The sequence below is a fragment of the Actinoplanes oblitus genome (assembly GCF_030252345.1).
In the GTDB taxonomy this organism is placed as follows: Bacteria; Actinomycetota; Actinomycetes; order Mycobacteriales; family Micromonosporaceae; genus Actinoplanes; species Actinoplanes oblitus.
The window spans coordinates 5,139,689-5,158,054 of sequence record NZ_CP126980.1; the positions used below are offsets into that span (position 1 = coordinate 5,139,689).

Annotated in this window: 21 protein-coding genes and 1 riboswitch; of the genes, 11 read left to right on the forward strand and 10 right to left on the reverse strand. The window is 71.0% G+C overall.

Annotated features, from left to right (window positions below; translation table 11 throughout):
* Positions 1-226: 226 nt before the first annotated feature.
* Both Actob_RS23205 and Actob_RS23210 read right to left on the reverse strand, forming a co-directional pair.
* Positions 227-724, reverse strand: coding sequence for a GNAT family N-acetyltransferase (locus Actob_RS23205; RefSeq protein WP_284913895.1), 498 nt, complete (start codon positions 722-724; stop codon positions 227-229).
* A gap of 271 nt (positions 725-995) precedes the next feature.
* A complete protein-coding gene (locus Actob_RS23210; protein WP_284913896.1) occupies positions 996-1,310 on the reverse strand; it encodes a DMT family transporter in 315 nt (104 codons plus the stop codon).
* Between the two features lie 17 nt (positions 1,311-1,327).
* Positions 1,328-1,395, reverse strand: a riboswitch (guanidine-III (ykkC-III) riboswitch).
* Positions 1,396-1,420: 25 nt separating this feature from the next.
* Here Actob_RS23210 and Actob_RS23215 point away from each other — a divergent pair.
* The 5 genes from Actob_RS23215 (at position 1,421) to Actob_RS23235 (ending at position 5,605) form a co-directional block, all read left to right on the forward strand.
* Entirely contained in the window at positions 1,421-2,134 is a 714-nt protein-coding gene (locus Actob_RS23215) for a DinB family protein (protein ID WP_284913897.1), read from the forward strand.
* Between the two features lie 36 nt (positions 2,135-2,170).
* Positions 2,171-2,935 carry a lysophospholipid acyltransferase family protein gene (locus tag Actob_RS23220; protein ID WP_284913898.1) on the forward strand — a complete coding sequence of 255 codons (765 nt, stop codon included), beginning with the start codon at positions 2,171-2,173 and terminating at the stop codon, positions 2,933-2,935.
* 250 nt (positions 2,936-3,185) lie between these two features.
* Positions 3,186-3,554 carry a hypothetical protein gene (locus Actob_RS23225; RefSeq protein ID WP_284913899.1) on the forward strand — a complete coding sequence of 123 codons (369 nt, stop codon included), beginning with the start codon at positions 3,186-3,188 and terminating at the stop codon, positions 3,552-3,554.
* A 775-nt stretch (positions 3,555-4,329) separates the two neighbouring features.
* Complete coding sequence (locus tag Actob_RS23230) at positions 4,330-4,920, forward strand: MerR family transcriptional regulator (protein ID WP_284913900.1); 591 nt, start codon at positions 4,330-4,332, stop codon at positions 4,918-4,920.
* Between the two features lie 73 nt (positions 4,921-4,993).
* Positions 4,994-5,605 (forward strand): hypothetical protein, encoded by a 612-nt coding sequence (locus Actob_RS23235; protein ID WP_284913901.1) that lies wholly within the window; start codon positions 4,994-4,996, stop codon positions 5,603-5,605.
* A 498-nt stretch (positions 5,606-6,103) separates the two neighbouring features.
* Here Actob_RS23235 and Actob_RS23240 read toward each other — a convergent pair whose 3' ends face one another.
* The 5 genes from Actob_RS23240 to Actob_RS23260 form a co-directional block, all read right to left on the reverse strand.
* Entirely contained in the window at positions 6,104-6,466 is a 363-nt protein-coding gene (locus tag Actob_RS23240; RefSeq protein WP_284913902.1) for a hypothetical protein, read from the reverse strand.
* 398 nt (positions 6,467-6,864) lie between these two features.
* Positions 6,865-7,425: a hypothetical protein gene (locus Actob_RS23245; RefSeq protein ID WP_284913903.1), complete on the reverse strand. Its 561-nt coding sequence runs from the start codon at positions 7,423-7,425 to the stop codon at positions 6,865-6,867.
* Between the two features lie 19 nt (positions 7,426-7,444).
* Positions 7,445-9,853 (reverse strand): DUF3289 family protein, encoded by a 2,409-nt coding sequence (locus Actob_RS23250; protein WP_284913904.1) that lies wholly within the window; start codon positions 9,851-9,853, stop codon positions 7,445-7,447.
* Positions 9,854-10,442: 589 nt separating this feature from the next.
* Positions 10,443-10,862 (reverse strand): organic hydroperoxide resistance protein, encoded by a 420-nt coding sequence (locus Actob_RS23255; protein ID WP_284913905.1) that lies wholly within the window; start codon positions 10,860-10,862, stop codon positions 10,443-10,445.
* Complete coding sequence (locus Actob_RS23260) at positions 10,859-11,317, reverse strand: MarR family winged helix-turn-helix transcriptional regulator (RefSeq protein WP_284913906.1); 459 nt, start codon at positions 11,315-11,317, stop codon at positions 10,859-10,861. Before Actob_RS23260 ends, Actob_RS23255 begins: the two co-directional genes overlap by 4 nt.
* Before the next feature lie 78 nt (positions 11,318-11,395).
* On the opposite strand from Actob_RS23260, the gene Actob_RS23265 reads away from it, so the two are divergent.
* A complete protein-coding gene (locus Actob_RS23265; protein ID WP_284913907.1) occupies positions 11,396-11,911 on the forward strand; it encodes a GNAT family N-acetyltransferase in 516 nt (171 codons plus the stop codon).
* Between the two features lie 81 nt (positions 11,912-11,992).
* Complete coding sequence (locus tag Actob_RS23270) at positions 11,993-12,658, forward strand: HAD family hydrolase (protein WP_284913908.1); 666 nt, start codon at positions 11,993-11,995, stop codon at positions 12,656-12,658.
* A 102-nt stretch (positions 12,659-12,760) separates the two neighbouring features.
* On the opposite strand, the gene Actob_RS23275 is transcribed toward Actob_RS23270, so the two are convergent.
* The gene (locus tag Actob_RS23275) at positions 12,761-13,630 is read right to left on the reverse strand and encodes a hypothetical protein (protein ID WP_284913909.1); all 870 of its coding nucleotides are present in this window, start codon (positions 13,628-13,630) and stop codon (positions 12,761-12,763) included.
* Positions 13,631-13,842: 212 nt separating this feature from the next.
* Positions 13,843-14,616: an endonuclease/exonuclease/phosphatase family protein gene (locus Actob_RS23280; RefSeq protein ID WP_284913910.1), complete on the reverse strand. Its 774-nt coding sequence runs from the start codon at positions 14,614-14,616 to the stop codon at positions 13,843-13,845.
* A gap of 61 nt (positions 14,617-14,677) precedes the next feature.
* On the opposite strand from Actob_RS23280, the gene Actob_RS23285 reads away from it, so the two are divergent.
* From Actob_RS23285 to Actob_RS23300, 4 genes are all read left to right on the forward strand, one after another.
* Positions 14,678-15,310, forward strand: a complete 633-nt coding sequence (locus tag Actob_RS23285) for a hypothetical protein (RefSeq protein ID WP_284913911.1) — start codon at positions 14,678-14,680, stop codon at positions 15,308-15,310.
* 104 nt (positions 15,311-15,414) lie between these two features.
* Positions 15,415-16,176, forward strand: a complete 762-nt coding sequence (locus Actob_RS23290; RefSeq protein ID WP_284913912.1) for a sulfite exporter TauE/SafE family protein — start codon at positions 15,415-15,417, stop codon at positions 16,174-16,176.
* Positions 16,176-16,658, forward strand: coding sequence for a heme-degrading domain-containing protein (locus Actob_RS23295; protein WP_284913913.1), 483 nt, complete (start codon positions 16,176-16,178; stop codon positions 16,656-16,658). Before Actob_RS23290 ends, Actob_RS23295 begins: the two co-directional genes overlap by 1 nt.
* 57 nt (positions 16,659-16,715) lie before the next feature.
* Positions 16,716-17,681, forward strand: coding sequence for an NAD-dependent epimerase/dehydratase family protein (locus Actob_RS23300; RefSeq protein WP_284913914.1), 966 nt, complete (start codon positions 16,716-16,718; stop codon positions 17,679-17,681).
* A gap of 97 nt (positions 17,682-17,778) precedes the next feature.
* On the opposite strand, the gene Actob_RS23305 is transcribed toward Actob_RS23300, so the two are convergent.
* Positions 17,779-18,330, reverse strand: a complete 552-nt coding sequence (locus Actob_RS23305) for a hypothetical protein (RefSeq protein WP_284913915.1) — start codon at positions 18,328-18,330, stop codon at positions 17,779-17,781.
* Positions 18,331-18,366: the final 36 nt, after the last annotated feature.

Sequence of the window (18,366 nt, forward strand, 5' to 3'; positions counted from 1 at the left end):
GGTAGGCCGGGACACCTCGGACCCGCATACCCGAGAGAGATCCGGCCATGCGCGAAGTGTAACGAAGAGCCCCCCGCCCCTCCCGCTCCGCCATTCCCGGCCAGGCAGTACCCTACTGCCCCCGCCCCGGAACCTCCGCGCAGCTCAGACCCCGGCAGCAGGCACCGGTCAGAGACAGAGACCCAGCAACCGCCCACCGGGGACGATCAGATGGCGCACCACGCCATCACCCCGCCACCACGACCGGCTTACGCATCCGGACCAGCGGCACCGTGACACCACCGACCTCCTCGGACACCCGCTCGACCGCGACGAACCCGGCGGACCGATACAACGGCTCCCCGGACAGCGTCGCCATCAACTCCAGCGTGGTGAACCCCTCCGCCGCGGCCGCCGCCTCACCCAGCGACAGGATCAGCCGCCCGACACCCCGCCGCGCGAAATCCGGATGCGTGTACATCGCCCGCACCTTCGCCGGATCCCGCCCCGGGACCAGCAGCGCCGCATCCCGCCCCGCCGAATGATCCCCGCCGTACAGCGTCGCCCGCCGGCTCCACCCACCGCACCCGGCGACCCGGCCGTCCTCCTCCACCACGAAGTACGTACCGTCGTCGACCAGCGCCGTATCCAGACCCATGACCGCCCGGCTCGCCTCGATCTGCCCGTCGTCCAGAAACTCCTTCTGCAGCTGCTCGATCGCCGCCTCGATCACTGGAACCAGCACCGGCAGATCCACCCGCGACGCGACCCGATGCGTGAACGCCACAACCACCCCGATCTGTTCGCCCGGCCACCCCGGGCTCCGGCTTCGTGCACGTGTCCCGTACACCTACCCGACCGGCTAGGTCACGGGCACCCGCATTCCCGGCCAAAGTTCCGGATCCGCGGGGCGTACAGAAACAAGAAGTTGGCTCGTCGGCGAAGCCGGCCTTTTGTTTTTGTGGTGCGGCTTGCCGCACTGCCTCTAAGCCGTCCTAGGATACTGATACACGGGCTCAGTGGGCGTATTTCAAGCCCACGACACCGCCCACCACCAAGAGCAGGCAAAAGATCTTCAGGACCGAGACGCTCTCGCCGAGCGCCACCATCCCGGTCACCGCCGTCCCGGCCGCACCGATGCCCACCCACACCGCATAACCGGTCCCGACCGGAATGCTGCGCAACGCATAGCCCAGCCCCAGCATGCTCGCCACCACGGCCACCCCGAAGATCGCCGTCGGCAGCGGACGGGAGAAACCGGCACTACGGTCCAGGGCGATCGCCCACACGGCCTCCAGCAGACCGGAAACGACCAGGACAAACCACGCCATGACAGACCCACCCCACGGAACGGTCGTCTTGTCAGAGCCGGGTACGACACGCACTCGTCCGGGACAGCCGTGAACACGGTGCCGTGACAAACGGTAGCACCGCTGCCACGATGGCCACCGTGACCGAATTCATCAATCAGGACCTGAGCCGCGCCCGCTTCCGCAACGTCGACCTCACCCGCGCCCAGATCCGCGGCGTCGTCCTCGACAACGCCGAGATCGACGGCTACATCACCGGTCTCACCGTCAACGGCGTCGAGATCGAACCCCTGGTCGAAGCGGAACTCAACCGGCGCTACCCGGACCGCGCCAAGATGAAGCCCACCGACCTCGCCGGATACCGCGAAGCCTGGACCATCCTGGAGAAACTCTGGGCCGGCACCGTCGACCGCGCCCGCCGGCTCCCGCCCGAGCAGCTGCACGAACGCGTCGACGACGAGTACTCGTTCATCGAAACCCTGCGCCACCTGCTCTTCGCCACCGACGCCTGGGTCCTGCGCGCCATCCTCGGCAACCCCTCCCCCTGGTCCCCGCTCGACCTGCCGCACGACGAGATGCCGCCGATGCCCGGCGTCCTCCCCTGCGACCGCACGGCCCGCCCCAGCCTCGACGAGGTGCTCGCCCTGCGCGCCGACCGGATGGCCACCGTGCGCCGCGTCCTCGACGACATCGACCTGGACGCCACCACCACCCCGGTCACCGCCCCCGGATACCCCGGGCCGAACGCCTACCCGGTCCGCCGCTGCCTCGGCGCCGTCCTCAACGAGGAATGGGAGCACCGCCTGTTCGCGGAGCGCGACCTCGACACCCTGACCGGCCGGTAGCTGCCCGGCACACGGGCATGCCATCATGGCCCGCCTATGGAAACGTCGACTACCTGGCGACCGCCGCTGCTGTGGCGATTCCTGCTCGCCCTGTCCCGCGTGGTGATCTACCCGTTCTGCCGGCTGCGGGTCACCGGCGACATCCCGGCCGCCCTGCGCACCGGACCGATCATCCTGGCCGCCAACCACATCAGCCCGAGCGACCCGATCATCATGGTCGCGGCCTGCCACAAAGCCGGCCTCGCCCCGCGCATCATGATGACCGGCGGGCTCTTCGACGCCCCGATCGTCGGCGCCGCCATGCGCGCCTGCGAACACATCCGCGTCGACCGCGGCACCGCCCAGGTCGCCGACGCCCTCCCCACGGCCGCCCAGGCCCTCAAGGACGGCGCCACCGTCCTGGTCTACCCCGAAGGCCGCATCGGCCTCGATCCGTGGATGTGGCCCGAGCGCGGCAAGACCGGCGTCGCCCGGATGGCGGCCGCGGCCGGGGCGCCGGTCGTTCCGGTCGCCATGTGGGGCGCCCACGCCGTCCTGCCCTACGAGGCACCCAGAAACATCGGCCGGGCCCTGCTGCGCGCCCTGCTGCACCGGCCGCGCGTCGCCGTCAACTTCGGCGCACCGGTCGACCTCACCTCGGTCACCGGCAGCCCCGGCGCCCAGGCCATGCAGGCCACCCGCCTCATCATGAACGGCATCGACGCGGCCCTCACACCGCTGCGCGCCGACGAGATGCAAACCCCCAAGCACGTCGACACGTCCCGGCCGCACGACACGTCACGAGTCCGCCCCCGGCCCTGACAACGCTCCAGCGAAGGAGGCCAGGACGGGATTGTCGGGCCGGGGCTGCCCCGACTGCGGTCGCAGGTCCGGGCACACCTCACGGCCGGTGATCATGGGCTCTACGGCAGGCGCGGTCACCGACGACACCGGGCCGCGTCCGGCGTCTGGGCGATGCTCATGCGCGAGGTCCGACGCGCCGCTCGCCGCGTCTTCCCCCAGAACCCGCCCGCCCCGGTTTTCGTCACCTCCCGGTGGCAGGATCACCGGCATGGTCAAAGGACGAATCCTCGCCGAAAGCCTGCGCCCCGGCGCCGCGCTGACCGTGCCGGGGCTAGAGCTGACCCGCGTCTCCCGGGTCACCATCACCGATCCGGCACCCGGCCAGCCCTCGATCTGGACCCTGCTCGACATCACCGCCCCCGACGAACGCGCCGAGGAGCTCGCCGCCGCCCTCAGCGCCGTCCTCGCCGCCGACGGCGGGTGGTATGCCGATTTCCGAGCCGGCGCCGACCACGTCGTCGTCTTCGCCGGCCGGATCTTCCGGTACTCGGTGACCGACCCCGCCGCCCGGGAGGAGGCGGTGGCTTACGGCCGCTCGGTCGGCGTCCCCGAGGCCCAGCTCGACTGGGGTCCCTGACCGCCCGTGCACCATTTCTTTCGGTACGCCGCGCAGCCCCCGAGCCCGGGCAACGCGCCCACCCGCGCCGTCCGCCGGTACTCGCAGCGGCCTCGATAGCGGCGGCCGACATGCGGCGCTCCCGCCGCGACCCGGAACCGAAACACCTCGCATCGAGAAATCAAATGTGTACGCGTCGGCGAAGCCGTCGTTTTGATAGGTGCGGCTTGCCGCACTGTCTCTAAGCCATCCTAGGATTCTAGGAATGAGGCGTGTACCCGCCGATCTCCGTGTGACCCGAGTGCCGGATGCGTGCCCAGCCCCGCGGCATCCGCCCCGAGGGCGACCAGCAGCCGCCGGCCGAGCCCGGCGCCACGCGTGTCCCCGGCGATCCACCGGTGTCGCAGCTCGGCGGTGCTCCCCGCGCACCGCGTCCACAAACCGCAGCCGACCGGCCGAGCAGCATGGTGCCGTCGAGCTCGCTCGGATCGGTCAGGGCGCCCGAGTCGTACCCTCGGGGAACCGCTGCGCCAGCTCCGCCGCATAGCGGCGCAGGCACTCGCGGGCCTCCCGTCTGCCGGATCGACCGCGGCGATCGTGATGGCCGCCGCGCGCCGCAGCCGGCCAGGCGGGGCCGGCACACCGAGGCGCGGGCCGAGTTCGAGCGGGCGGCGGCACTGACCCGCAACGAGCGCGAGCGCGCCCCGCTGCTCGACCGGGCCCGGCAGTCCAGGACTTGAACCCGACGTCACGTCAGGTCCTAGCGTCGAGGGCGCACCCGCGAGAAGGAGGCTACGTGGCGGAATCCCCGCATCAGTGGCGCATCGGCGAGCTGGCCCGCGCGACCGGCGTGACGGTCCGCACGCTGCACCACTACGACCGGCTCGGCCTGCTCGTGCCGTCGGCCCGCACCACGGGCGGGCACCGCTGCTACACCGGGGACGACGTGCGCAGGCTGCACGTCATTCTGGCGTTGCGCGGGTTCGGGCTGAGCCTGGCGCAGATCCGCGACACGCTCGGCGAGGCGTCCGGCGACCCGGTCGGGTTGCTGCGCCGCCAGCTGGCCGAGGTCGAGGAGCGGATCCGGCGCGGGATCAGCCTGCGCAGCCGCCTGCACGGGGTGCTCGGCGCGCTCGACCGGATGGCCGAGCCGTCGGTGTCGGATTTCCTGCAGTTGATCGAGGAGATGGTCACCATGTCCGCACCCCTCACCCCGGAGCAGCTCGACGAGATGCAGCGCCAGCGGTCCGCGTGGGCCGCGACGCTGACCCAGGAGGAGCTGGCCGCGATGAACCGGCACCGCTCGGAGGCGATGGCGGCACTCTCGCCCGAGCAGCGCGCGCAGATGCGGGCGCAGCGCGCCCGCCACCTGCCGCAGGCCGGCTGAGAACCGGCAGGACCCGGCCGTCCGGACGTCCGGGTCTTGCCGTACACCCTTGCGCCGTGACAAGCTGTCGGGCATGCAGTTGCGGAATGACATCATTCGCGATGAGATCTGTCTGAGCAGCACGGCCCTGGCCGAGCGCGGCTGGACGCCGGCGGCGATCCGCCTGTTCCTCGGCGAGCCCGACCGGATCACCCCACACCCGGTGCTGCGGAACGCACCGCCGGTGCACCTGTTCCGCCGGGCCCGGGTCCTCGCCGCCGAGGGCACCCAGCAGTGGCAGCGCTGGCACGACCGATCGGTGCAGCGCTCGGCCCAGCTCCGGGCCGCCGCCGACACCCAGCGGGCCGCGATCCTCGCCGAGATCGCCGCCCTCGACATCCGGGTCCCCGAGCTCGACGAGCAGGTCCTGCTCCAGCGCGCGCTGGCGTACCGCAATCGCCGCCACCCGGCGGCCGCCACCGAGGACCCGGACCCCGAGCCGGCCACGCTACGCCGCTGGATGGTCGGCTACCTGCGCCACGAGACCACCATCCAGAACGCCGGCAGTCTGCCCGCCAGGGCCGGCCGAGCCCAGGCCACCCCAGCGATCCGCGCGAGTGTCTACGCGGTCATCGCCGACCGCTACCCGTCCCTCGCCGACGAGGCCCGCAGCCAGGCCGCCGAGCCCCACGACATCCCACCTTGACTGACCGTCGGATCTCCCCCACACCACCCCCGGCCCGACGATCCACACCCCACCCCCATTCCCACCCATTTTCGGTACGCCCACTGCGGCCCCGTGCCACCCCACGCACCGTCGCCGCTGGCCAGAAACGCGCAAGGCCCCGGTCCGGCGACCCACCGCGCGGCGTGATCGCAGATCCACCCGTCCCCACGCCCCCGGCCAACAACACTCGGCCTCCACATCCCCGGTGTCGCCCCGCAAGGCGGATCAACGTCCGCACAGCCGGACGACATGATGCTGCGGTGGAGTGTCACGAGGCCTTTCCGGACCTCGCCGATGTCTATCTCGAGGACTCCGGGGTGCTGGCCGTTTACGCCCACGGAGCATGCGAACGCCGAGTCACCCTCGGTATCAACCGCCCACACCGGGTGGACAGCAGTGGTACCGCGCAGCATGGCTCGTGGTGTCCAGAGGAATCGGCTGCCTCTGACCCGAGCCGCCCGCGCTCTGCAGGACGATCTAGTAGTTCAGCGTGGAGGTTTGCCCCGGGTATGTGCGCACCCATGCTCCTCGGTTCGCCGCAATGCTGCAGGTGAAAAAGATCCATGCCCAACCGGGATTGGTGATTCCCGTGAAGGTGACCTTGTAGCGGATTTTGCCGTCCCACCAGGACGGTGTGAATTTCTGTGCGGGCGGATGTGAATTGTCGAGATCGCCCTTTACCCAAGCAACCTCTGTGCTCGTGTTGGCGCAGGCATATCCGACGACGGTCGATGTCGTCACGGCCGAGGCCGCGGTTGGATTGATCACGAGGCCAGCCAACACCACCGTCGCGCTCAGAAAGCCGGCAGTCATCTTCCTTTTCAAATTCTTCCGTTGCATGAAGCTGTCCTACCACACCTGCTAGACAGGGCGACCGGGGTTCCCTCCTCTGCGGTCGGCCGCCTGGACAGAATTGTATGACCGACCCTATTGGACCAACTCTCGTCAGGGGGACACATCTTTTGACGCGCCGTATCTCACAGGCATAGTGAGGTATTTCATGAATGGCAACGGCTGGCCGCGGGGATGAATCCGGCAGCCCATATGCACGCGTAATCGGCGCCGCTGTGACTGTCGGCGGAATTGCCGCGCCGCCAACGGCATCACCGTGCGCAGCCCTCGCGGCCGTCGCTTTCAGCGATGGGAACGCGACGTATCATCCATCAGGCGCGGCAGGGATGATCTTGCCGCACTCCGGCCGGCCGGCCGCGGCGCCGGGAGCATTCTGACGACGCGCGTCAGGGCCACTGGTCGTTCTCACGGTCCACGTCGGGGATCGGCCCGAGGATCACCCATCCGGGGGTCAGCGACCGGATGCTGCGGAACCCTCGGTTCTCTGCCCACGCCGCTGGGTCCGTGTCGCCGGGCGCATGCATGATCGTGTAGCGCGGCGGGTCCTGCATGAAGAGCCGGAAGAACGTGCGCCCGGAGTCCTTCGACTGATACACGATCAAGTCGACGTCCGGCAGCGCCTCGTAGATCGCTTTGTCCTTTGCGGTGGCGTGCTCGCAGACGTCGCCGACGCAGACCAACGCCCGGGTCCAGGAGACGCGCGGGGCCTGCGGGTGAGCGGCCACCAGCTCCCGCATCCGGGCGTCGGCCTGAGTGAAGGCCGCCGGCGAACGATCGAACTCCGACTCCAGCCGGTCGAACCGCTTCTTGTCGAACCCGCTGCCGAAGTGCAGCTCCAGAGCGCCGAGGACGGCGCCTCGCCAAGCCACCACGAGCGCCGCCACGACGATGAGCGTGACGAGCACGATCCGGACCGGCGAGCGTCGTCCCCGGCGCTGCGGCTTCACGGTGTCAGGTTCCGGCGGATCAGAACGAGCCGCTGATGGGGACTTCGACGTCCGCCACCGCGATCGCCGGGGGGTACTTCCCGTTGAACCGGTCATAGTGCTGAAGCGTAAACCAGTCGATGAAACCGTAATTCGTGATCTCGTCGTCGGGGTCGAGCCCAAAATGGTCGTACGAGTGGAAGAGCAACGTCCCCGAGAAGGTGTTTCCGGTGATCACATAATTCCGCAGTTCGATCGTGTGCCCGTGGAACTGGTGAATGGCGATGGAGAGGGCCCGCTGGTTGGCGTCGGTGACGGAGAAGTCGTAGACCGGATAGTGCAGGCCGCTGCTGTCGAACAGCTGGTACAGCAGGTTCAGGTTGAGATCGTCCTGGACCTGGAACTGCGCGACGCCGCCCAGATTATCCGTGATCGACTGGACGATGATCCCCTTCGCCTTGTCGATGTAGCTCTGCTCCTGAGGCGAGGCCGCGACCGCCCGGGACAGCGCGGTGCCGGAGCCGACCTGGAGGTACTTGGCGGGGTCGTAGTTGTCGTCCACGCTGACGGTGCCCGCGCTCTGCCCGTTGCGGCCGTAGTGGAAGGCGTTGCGCAGGTCGTCAACCGCCTGCTGGTTGTCGGCGGCCGCGCCGACCTTACCGATGTTCATGATGTCGTTGAACTCGCCCCACATGAGGAACTCGGGCGTGATCCGGGCGACCCAGAAATCCCAGTCCAGATCGGTCAGCTCGCCGTAGGTGTAGTCGTTGAACGTCAGGTCGTCCGCCACCTGCTGGCTCGGCGGAACCTGGAAGTGTTCCGGGTCGGGCTCCTTGCGCCGGCCCTCCCGGTTCTGGGACTGGTGGATCAGCATGGACACCGGGTCGGGGGTTTGGGGCTGCCCGTCGTCGCCGTCGCGGGTGCCGTCGCCGTCGGTGTCCTGCCTCAGCGGATTCGAGGTCAGCTTGGCGTAGACCAGCTCCTGCGAGCCGGGCAACTCGTCCGTGGCGATCCGGACCTCGGTGCCGTCGGTGAGTGAGTCGCCGTCGGTGTCCGCGTTGTTCGGGTCCAGCGCGCCGAGCGGCACACCGTTGCCCTGCCGGAGCCGCCCGGCCCGGCTCTCGTTCTCGTAGTAGTCGCTGATCCCGTCACCGTCGGTATCCACCGAACCCGTACGGGAGGCCTGATCCCAGACCTCGTCGAAAACGTGGCTGTCGAGCACGACGTACTTGCCGGCGGTCGCTGTCGTGGCCGTGATCGTGCCGCCGTCGATCCGCTGGTCCACGACCTTCACCAGCCGCTGTGACGTGTCGTCGTAGCGGTAGACGGCGGGCTTGACGTCCGCTCCCGTCCGTTCGGGGTCGACCTTGAAGGTCATCGTCGCCTGGGCGAACCGGCCGTCGACCGAGAACTCGTAGCCATTGCCGAGGTGACCCGGAGTGGACGCCGGGAACTGTCGCTGATCGGCCGGGAGCTCAGTGATCCGGAATGTCGGCACCTGATGGGCGCCGAGACCCTTGATCGTGGCCGAGGCCGTGGTGGCGCCGCCATCGGCGGACCGCGTCACGTCGAACGCGGCGCGCGCGGCACGGGGATCCGATCCGATCCGCGTTTCCTCGCCGTCGTCCACGCCGTCACCGTCGGTGTCGGGCTTGACCGGGCTCGTGCGCCGGGCCAGTTCCTGCCCGTCGGCCAGCCCGTCGCTGTCGGTGTCCGGTCCGGTGAGCGCGGTCTGCAACTGGGCCTCACGCTGGTTCGTCACCTTGTCGCCGTCGGTGTCCTCACTGCCGTCCCGGACGCCGTCACCGTCGCTGTCCGCCTTCGAGGGACTGGTGCCGGTGCCGAGTTCGAGGAAGTCGGAGAGACCGTCGCGGTCGGTGTCCGGACTCCTCGGATCGAGCTTCGCGCGCTGTTCCATGTCGTCCGGGAGCCCGTCGCCGTCGGTGTCCTGCGCCGGCCGCGCCCCGCCCTTCGCGAAGGTCGCCCACCTGGGCGTGTACGCGGCTGTCCGGCCGTCCTGCGCGCGGTACCAGAGCGTCGAGGTCGTGCCCGCCTCGATCAGCTTGTCCGCCGGGTCGTTCTGGATCGTCGCGCGCAGGCCCCGCGGGGCGTCCAGTTTCGCCGCCGCGGTCGCCGTGATCCGGTCCGGCGACTCGAACGACAGCGACCAACCGTCGATGTCGTCGCCGGAGACGTTCTTGATCTGCAGCTGCGCGATGTAGGAACCCGCCGGCAGGGTGTCGCGGAACGTCCGCGGCACGGAGCTCCACTGCGGATCGCCCGCCACGAGCCGCCGGTAGGACACGTCGACCGTGGTGTCCCGGTAGATCGTCTCCCCGGTCGCCGGGCTGGCGACGGGGCCGGCGACGGCGGGCGCCGCGGTGGCGACCATGAGCATCGAGGTGCCTATCGAAAGGCCGAGCCGATGGAGGTACTGAGACGTACGCACACTTTCCTCCCCGTTCTTGGAATGTGGTCGCGCCCGAAGCGACGAATGGGCGTGACCGACTCAAGGTAGGCGGACGTGAGGTTCAATGCGACCCCATCACATTGACGGCAATCAAAGCTTGACCCGACCTGGTGGATCACGTATAGCGGGCCACCCATCAGCGATTCTGAGTGAAAACCGGGCGGCGGCCCGACTGCGCCGTGGGGCATGGGTGACGTGGGTCACGCGTAAAAATGACAGTCAGGCGCATGAGAAGTCGCCAATAGTTCAAGGGGCTCGGACCAACGTCCGGGAAGTCCCGCTAAGCGTGATCTTGGCCGTGCACCCGGGCTTCGATGATCGGAAACTCTGACCGGCTCGACCTCATGCCGAACGCCCTCGATCACGGCGTAGAGCCGCGGCCGGCGGAGCGGCAGACGCGGGCTCCGTTCATGCCGGTACCCCGCCGACATCCGGTGCCGGGGCGGGGCCTGGGGCGTGCCATTCGCCGGCGCCACCGAGCAGAGGCGTGCCCGCGGCGTACCCGGAAATCGGCGGCCGGAAACGACAGCGGTCCGCACCGGGGTGCGGACCGCCGTCGGTGGGTGTATCAGGCGAGGGTGAGCTGGACCTCGACGTTGCCACGGGTCGCGTTCGAGTACGGGCAGACCTGGTGCGCGGCCTCCAGGAGCGCCGTCGCCTGCTCCTCGCTGAGGCCGGGCAGCTCCGCCTCGATCGACACGGACAGGCCGAAGCCGCCGCTGGGCAGCTGACCGATGCCGACGTCGACGGTGATCGCGGTGTCGGTGAGGGTCACCTTCTGCTTGCCGGCGACCAGCTTGAGGGCACTGTGGAAGCAGGCCGCGTAGCCGGCGGCGAACAGCTGCTCCGGGTTGGTCAGCGCGCCGCCGGGGCCGCCCATCTCCTTCGGCACGGCCAGGTCGAAGTCGAGCACGCCGTCGCTGGAGCGGACGTGGCCGTTACGGCCGTCGCCGGTGGCGGTCGCGGACGCGGTGTAGATCGCGGTCATGCGGGGATGCCCCTTTCGAGGGATGTCGGGCCGGCTGCTCCGCCGCGGGCGCGGCTGAGCAGGTCGTTCAGCTGAGCGAGCTCGTCGACGCTCAGGTTCACCGAGCAGAGCAGCGCCTGCGTGAGATCACCGATCTCGTCGCGCAGCCGCATCCCGGACTCGGTCGGGCTGACCAGCACGGTCCGCTCGTCGTCGGCGCCCCGGGTGCGAACCAGGTGCCCCTGCGCCTCGAGCCGCTTGAGCAGCGGCGACAGGGTGCCGCTGTCCAGTTGAAGGGTGCGCCCGAGGTCACGCACCGTAGTCGGACCGTCGTGCCAGAGCACCCGCAGCACCAGGTACTGCGGGTAGGTCAGCCCGTGCGGGTCGAGCAGCGGCCGATAGAGCGCCGTCATCGCCCGGCTGGCCGCATAGAGCTGGAAGCAGATCATCTGGTCCAGTGCCGTGCTCTCCCGCATGGCCAGAACAGTAGCGCGCAATTGAGTTGTGCGCAATCGAATTGGCGACCTCCGACCACGGTGTGTGATCATCGCCGCATGCCGGCCATCCGATTCGTGAAGCTGTCCCCCGCCGCCCTGGCCGCCCTCGTCGAGGGTGACCTGGAGGCCGCCAGCCAGGCCGCCGGAACCCCGCTGAGCCAGTACCTGATCGACGAGAACTGGCTCTGGCGGGTCCGGCTCGACGACATCGCCAACAACCCGGAAGCCGCCGACTGGATCGCCCGCCCCGCCCTCGCCGACCCGGACGGCATCGTCGTCGGCCACGGCGGCTTCCACGGCCCGCCGGACACGAACGGCGTCGTCGAGGTGGCCTACTCGGTGGATCCCGGACACCGGCGCCGGGGCTACGCCAAGGCGATGCTGCGCGCGCTGCTCGAACGCGCGGACGCCGACCCGCGGGTGACGGCGGTCCGCGCCAGCATCCGGCCGGACAACATCGGCTCACGCGCGACGATCAAGGGGTTCGGGTTCAAGAAGATCGGCGAGCAGTGGGACCGGGAGGAGGGCCTGGAGGACGTCTACCTGCGGCCCGCCAGACCCGCCGCCCGCTGACGGGTCCGCCGCCGGTTCCGGCGCCCGATTTCCGGTACGCCACGCGCCGGTCACGCGGGCCGTGCCGGGATACTTCTCGCCGTGACGATCAAGGCGCTGATCTTCGACTTCGACGGTCTGCTGATGGACACCGAAAGCACGCTGCTGGAGAGCTGGCGCTGGGAGTGGCAGCGGCACGGCCTCGCACTCGACCCGGCCGGGTTCTTCGCCGACCACGGCGGCGACGCCAACGAGCCGCGGTACGCCGCGCTCGCCGCGGCGGTCGGGCCGGCATACGACCGGGCGTCCAGCCACGCGCTGCGGATGGCGTACCGGGCCGGCCTCAACGCGGCGCTGACCCCGGCACCGGGCGTGACCGAATGGCTGGACCGGGCCGCGGAGCTGGGACTACGGCTGGCGGTGGCGAGCAGTTCGCCGCTCACCCACGTGGGCGCGCTGCTGGATCAGGCGGGGCTACGCGCGCGGTTCGAGGTGCTGGCGACCGGCGAGGAGGTCACGGCGCACAAGCCGGACCCGGCCGTGTACGCGCTGGCGCTGGACCGGCTCGGGCTGCCGGCGCAGGAGGCCGTCGCCTTCGAGGACACCGCGCACGGGGTGATCGCGGCGCGGGCGGCCGGCCTGCGCTGCGTGGCGGTGCCCAACCCGCATGCCGACCGCAGTCGCTTCGGGATGGCCGATCTGTTGCTGCCCAGCGCCGCCGAGCTGTCCCTGGACGGGGTGCTGGCCACGCTCGACCCTCGCCGGTAGGCGGAGCGGGGACTCGTCGCCGCCGGATGGATCGGATCATGACGCGACACCGAGGACTCCCCGAGCAGCCATGGGACGAATCGCCCCTTGCCCGCGTCGGTGTCAGCACACGGTCTTTCGCACCGCTTCGGTCCAGGGTGAACCGTCGAACTCGGGTAAGGGGGTCACGGTTCTGCTCCCGTTGACCTCCAGGGTCACGTCGGCGCTGCCCGTCACCGCCGATCGGCAGGTCATCTCGCCGGCGATGGACAAGCTCACCGGTGAACCCTTCCGCAGGGTCACCCGGGTGGTGGCGGCGCCCGCGACATCGGTGAAACCCGGCTCGGGATCGAACGCGTCGCGCGGCAGGACAGCGACGGCGAGGTGCGTGAAGGCGGGGTTCTTCGCCTGTGGACCCGCTGCCACCCGGGGCTGGGAACCGTCCTGGTCCTGGAGCGCGTACGTCAGGAGGAACCGTCGCCCGTCAGCGGACAGGGAGTAGGCCGTCTCGATCTGGACGTGCGTGCCGACCCGGATCGGCACCGGATCGGCCCGGGTCACCGGCGTGCCGGCCGGAGAGACGGACGGGCCGAAGGACGGCGAGCCGGCCAGGTCCGCCCGGTCCGGGCGCTGAGCGAGGTACGCCCCAACGACCGCGATCAGAACGGCACCGACGACAGCGCCAGCCACAACTCTCGAACGCTTGCCCGTTGGCGGTCGTTCCGAGCCTTGTCCGAGAATGTCCACAGCTTGGCAAAATAGCAAGGCGCTGCCAGCCGCTCGGCAATCCGAAAGCGCCGGCCTGAACCGAAGCGACGATTTCAGTCCCGGCACGGTGCTGTTCCGCAGCGACCAAACCTTCCAGGTGTTGTCACCCGTGGTCAGCCACAGCCGGCTTCTCCAGTCCGCCGGTCCGAGCGCGGCTGACGAGGGGTGCGAGACCACCGTGCAGGTGCCGGTCAAGGCGGCGCCGGGCGCGACGGCGAACGCCATCGTGACAGCGGCTTTCCTCGGCGCTGCGGCGGTGACCGCGACGACGGCGGTGGCGAAGGTCAGCCGGGTCAGGCGCGCCGGGCGGGCTCCAAGCTGTCACACGCGGTGAGGTCGCGGGTGCTGCGGCTGCGCCGCATACCCTCGTTGATCAACACGCCGGAACGCCCGTACAGATGATCTTGCGTGGCCGAGTTCGGCGGGCGGAAGCTGCCCTACCGGTCGATCCGGACCACCAGCGGGCGGTGATCGGACACCGGCGGGTGTGGTGTGCGCACCTGCACCACCCGCCCCAGCGCCGCCGCCCCGCGCGGATCGACCAGCACATGATCCAGCTGGGTGCGCGGCGTCCCGCTGGGAAACGTCGCCGCCCGCGCCAGCGGCCGCCAGCCGCTGAACGCCCGGACCGGCGCCACCGGCATGTTCAGGTCGCCGAGCAGCACCCGGGGCGCCGGCAACGCCCGCATCGCCCGGACCGCGTGGCGCAGCTGGCGGACGTTCCAGCCCGGCACGAACGACAGGTGCGTGGTGCCGACACTGACGATGCCGTGCGGTGTCTCCAGGACCGCCGCCAGCAGCACCCGCGGCTCGTCCTTGAGCAGCAACAATCCCTCGTCCGGGGTGAGCACCGGCGACCGGATCGGCGCACCGGGCAGCTCGGTGATCTGCCACCGCTGCACCGGGAACCGGCTGACCAGGGCGATCCCGTACTGCGGGTGGGCGGCGTCGGCCTCGGCGTGCCACGGCTGCCAGGTCTGCCCCGGCGTGCCGACGACGGCGGCGGCGAAGCGGTGCACGGGCGCGCCGAGGGCGTCGGCGGCCAGCGCGGTCAGGTCCAGGTGCCCGGAGCGCGGCTGGGCCCGGTCGACCTCCTGCAGGCCGAGCACGTCCGCGTCGAGGTCGGTGACGGCGGCGCGGACCCGGTCGGCGTGGACCATGCCGTCGGACAGGGACCTGCCGTGCAGCAGGTTGAACGTGGCCAGACGCACCCGCCGACCCTAACCGAGCCGTGCCGGCCGCGGGTTGACCGCATCCGGTACGAATCGAGGCATGGACTGGGCGGTGATCGGCGCGATGGTGGGACTGGCGGCCCTGATCGTGCGGGGCGTGGTGGCGTTCGGCATGGCCGGCAAGGAGTTCGGCAAGTTACGGGCCTCCGGGCAGGGCGTGCGCCAGCTGCGCGCGCAGGCCCTGGCCCGCCGCTGGACCTGGGAGCCGGCCCGGTTGGCGCCCAGCTTCCCGGCCGGCCGCCTCGCCGAGCTGCCGCGACTGCGCCAGCGCGGCGCCGCCCACGGCCGGTTCCGGCAGCGCGAGGCGAGCGCGGCGGTGCTGTCCGCGGTGGTGGACTCCGGTTTCGAGTCCGAGCTGGGCTTCGACCACGGCAGCACCCTGCTGTCGCTGGTGGTCACCATGCGGGCACCGGAGCTCGCCGGCGACCTGCGCCTGGATCCCCGCCGCGGCGGCATCGGATACGAGTTGTCCGGCAGCCTGGCACCGCTCGTCGATGGCGCCGTGCTGGCCGCTCTCGACCAGGTGGGCCGGCCGGCGGTGGACCTCGCCGGCGGGCAGGCGATCTTCATCTATCCGAGCCTGCGCGACGCCGGCGAGCTGGATCGGCTCCTGGCCGCCGCGGACGACGTGCTCAGTGGCCTGTGTAACCTCCAGCGGGAGGAACGCCCCTGACCACGAGGAGAGCCATTGTTCACCAAGGCCCTCTGCTGCACGATGCTGATCTTCATCGTCGGCGCTAGCTTCGGTCTCTGGCTGCAGAAGGTGCGCGGCCGGAAATGATCGTGACGCTCCTGGTGGCGGCCGCCGCGGCCGGCTGGGTCGACGCGGTCGTCGGTGGTGGCGGGCTCCTGCTGCTGCCGGCCCTGCTGGTCGCCGCCCCGCAACTACCGCTGCCCACTGCCCTCGGCACCAACAAGCTCGCGGCGATCTGCGGCACCAGCACCGCGGCGGTCACCTACGCCCGGCGTACCAAAATCGATTGGGGTGTCGCCGGACCGTCAGCGGCCCTGGCGCTGCTCTGCGCCGGCTGCGGCGCCGCCCTGGCCGGCAGCATCCAGGCAAGCGTCTACCGGCCGATCGTGCTGGTCGTGCTGATCGCCGTGGCGATCTTCGTGACCGTGCGCCCGGCCATGGGCCTGGCCGAGCACATGGAGAAACGCACCCCGCTGCGCCGCGGCATCGCCGTCGCGGTCGCCGGTGGGCTGATCGCCGCCTACGACGGTCTGATCGGCCCGGGCACCGGCACGTTCCTGGTGCTGGCGTTCACCACCATCGTCGGCGCCGACTTCGTGCACGGCTCGGCGATGGCGAAACTGGTCAACACCGGCACCAACCTGGGCGCGCTGATCGTCTTCGCGGCGACCGGGCACGTGCACTGGTGGCTCGGCGCCGGCATGGCGGTCTGCAACATCGCCGGCGCCGTCGTCGGCGCCCGGATGGCGCTGCGCAAGGGCTCGGGCTTCGTCCGGATCGTGCTGCTGATCGTGGTGCTCGCCCTGATCGTCAAGCTGGGCGTCGACCAGATGAGAATGACCTGATGAGCGACGAGTCGCAGCAACTGATCGCCGAACTCGAGGAGCAGGAGAGGCGCCTGGTCTTCCCCCGCTTCGACGAGGCCGACGCCTGGGCCCTGGGCTGCCTGCTGGTCAACCTGGCCACCGAGCGCAGCCTGCCGGTCGCGGTGGACATCCGCCGCGGCCAGCAGCAGCTGTTCCACGCCGGACTGCCCGGCTCCACCGCCGACAACGACACCTGGATCGAACGCAAGGTCCGGGTGGTGTACCGGTTCGCCCGGTCGTCCTTCCTGGTCGGCCGCGAGCTGGCGGCCAAGGGTCGCCGGCTGGACGAGGCGATGGGCGTCGACCCGATCCTGTTCGCCGCGCACGGCGGCGCCTTCCCGATCCGGGTGCCCGGCGCCGGGGTGATCGGCGTGGTGACCGTTTCCGGTCTGCCGCAGGCGGAGGACCACGCTCTCGTGGTCGAAGCCGTGGAGACGTTCCTGGGCGCCGACGACGACTAGTCTGCCCACAGCAGATCCGTTTGGGGCCGGGCCGGTCGATCCGGCAGGCTCGGCCGCATGCGGATTCTCATCCTGGGTGGCAGCGGTTTCGTCGGTCGTGTCCTCGCCGAGGAGGCGGTGGCGGCCGGTCACCGGGTGACGGTGTTCAACCGCGGCCGGCGAGATCCGGTGCCCGGCGTCACCACGCTGGTCGGCGACCGGCTGACCGATCCGGACTTCGGTTCCGGCACCTGGGACGCGGTGATCGACACCTGGTCCGCCGAGGCGTCCGCGGTGGGCACGGCCGCCGCCGCGCTCGCGGGCCGTGCCGGACATTTGACGTACGTCAGCAGCCGCTCGGTCTATCGCTGGCCGGGTACCGCCCGGATGACCGAGGACGCGCCCCTGGCCGACCTGGACGATCCCGGTTACGCCGGCGACAAGCTGCGCGGCGAGCGGGCGACGGCGGCGTTCGGCGGTCCGGTGCTGTTCGCCCGGGCCGGTCTGATCCTCGGCCCGCACGAGGACGTCGGCCGGCTCCCGTGGTGGCTGGACCGGCTGCGCCGCGGCGGCCCGACCCTGGCGCCAGGGCCCCGGGATCTGCCGCTGCAGTACATCGACGTCCGCGACCTGGCCCTGTTCATCCTCGCGGCCATCGGCACGACCGGCCCGGTCAACCTGGTCAGCCCGTCCGGCCACACCACCATGGGCGAGCTGCTCGACACCGCGGCCGAGGTGACCGGCGGGCGCGCGGAGCTGCGCTGGACCGACCCGGAGCCGATCCTGGCGGCCGGCGTGGCACCGTGGACCGACCTGCCGATCTGGCTGCCGCCGGGCGAGGGCCACGACTTCATGCACCGGGGGGACGTGAGCCGGGCGCTGGCGGCCGGGCTGCGGTGCCGCCCGGTCCGGGAGACGGTGCGGGACACCTGGGCGTGGTTGCGGTCGCTGCCGGGGGCCGCGCCGAAGCGCTCCGACCGGCCGGCCGTCGGCCTCGACCCGGCGACCGAGGCGAGGCTGCTCGCGAGCGCGGTGAGCCGCTGACCGGCCGGATCACCCGGCCCCGGGGCGAGGCGGGGGCGGTGTGCCCGTTCGACCGTGACAACCTTCCTCGCCCGGCCCGGGACGGGTGGCAGTGCCGTCACGCCCGGGACGCCCGGTCGAGGGCCGACCGGGCGTCCGCCGCCACCGCCTGCGGGGAGCGTTCCGCGGCGTGCGGCGCGTCGATGAACACGTCGGTGACCACCCCACCGGCGACCCGGACCCGCACGTAGCGGCCGGGCCCGGTGATCTCGTCGGCGGCCGGGCGGGCCCGGCCCATCGCGGTCAGCTGCCGGTCCGCCCGGTCGAGGGCGTCACGGACCCACTCCAGCCACCGCTCGTCGGTGACGTCCGGCGCGTCGTCGCGGCGCGCCGCCGGTGCCGGGGCGGCGTCGCCGACCAGCCGCGCCGCCATCCGTTTCAGCAGGGCCTGCCGGTACGCCCCGAGGATCGCCGCGGCCAGCGCGTCCACACCGGCGAACCGGCCGGCGATCTCGACGGCGGACACCCCGCCCTCGGCCGTCACCCGGACCCGGACCAGGCCGGCGTCGTCCGTCCCGACCTGCTCGGCGCCGGGCCGCAGGTCCGGTCCGAGCGCCGTGACCACGTCGTCGACCCGGATCCGCGGCAGCTTCGTGACGTTCTCGCGCATGGCTTCGCCGTCCTCTCGGTTCACCCCTACTGAAAC

What these genes read in the sequence shown, in the direction of transcription:
- Actob_RS23235 (WP_284913901.1), top strand. Translation starts at nt 4,994, where the DNA reads ATGCAGTTGCGGAATGACATCATTCGCGATGAGATCTGTCTGAGCAGC.
- Actob_RS23300 (WP_284913914.1), top strand. Translation starts at nt 16,716, where the DNA reads ATGCGGATTCTCATCCTGGGTGGCAGCGGTTTCGTCGGTCGTGTCCTC.
- Actob_RS23295 (WP_284913913.1), top strand. Translation starts at nt 16,176, where the DNA reads ATGAGCGACGAGTCGCAGCAACTGATCGCCGAACTCGAGGAGCAGGAG.
- Actob_RS23215 (WP_284913897.1), top strand. Translation starts at nt 1,421, where the DNA reads ATGGCCACCGTGACCGAATTCATCAATCAGGACCTGAGCCGCGCCCGC.
- Actob_RS23210 (WP_284913896.1), bottom strand. Translation starts at nt 1,310, where the DNA reads ATGGCGTGGTTTGTCCTGGTCGTTTCCGGTCTGCTGGAGGCCGTGTGG.
- Actob_RS23285 (WP_284913911.1), top strand. Translation starts at nt 14,678, where the DNA reads ATGGACTGGGCGGTGATCGGCGCGATGGTGGGACTGGCGGCCCTGATC.
- Actob_RS23220 (WP_284913898.1), top strand. Translation starts at nt 2,171, where the DNA reads ATGGAAACGTCGACTACCTGGCGACCGCCGCTGCTGTGGCGATTCCTG.
- Actob_RS23255 (WP_284913905.1), bottom strand. Translation starts at nt 10,862, where the DNA reads ATGACCGCGATCTACACCGCGTCCGCGACCGCCACCGGCGACGGCCGT.
- Actob_RS23260 (WP_284913906.1), bottom strand. Translation starts at nt 11,317, where the DNA reads ATGCGGGAGAGCACGGCACTGGACCAGATGATCTGCTTCCAGCTCTAT.
- Actob_RS23275 (WP_284913909.1), bottom strand. Translation starts at nt 13,630, where the DNA reads ATGGCGTTCGCCGTCGCGCCCGGCGCCGCCTTGACCGGCACCTGCACG.
- Actob_RS23305 (WP_284913915.1), bottom strand. Translation starts at nt 18,330, where the DNA reads ATGCGCGAGAACGTCACGAAGCTGCCGCGGATCCGGGTCGACGACGTG.
- Actob_RS23225 (WP_284913899.1), top strand. Translation starts at nt 3,186, where the DNA reads ATGGTCAAAGGACGAATCCTCGCCGAAAGCCTGCGCCCCGGCGCCGCG.
- Actob_RS23265 (WP_284913907.1), top strand. Translation starts at nt 11,396, where the DNA reads ATGCCGGCCATCCGATTCGTGAAGCTGTCCCCCGCCGCCCTGGCCGCC.
- Actob_RS23290 (WP_284913912.1), top strand. Translation starts at nt 15,415, where the DNA reads ATGATCGTGACGCTCCTGGTGGCGGCCGCCGCGGCCGGCTGGGTCGAC.
- Actob_RS23240 (WP_284913902.1), bottom strand. Translation starts at nt 6,466, where the DNA reads ATGCAACGGAAGAATTTGAAAAGGAAGATGACTGCCGGCTTTCTGAGC.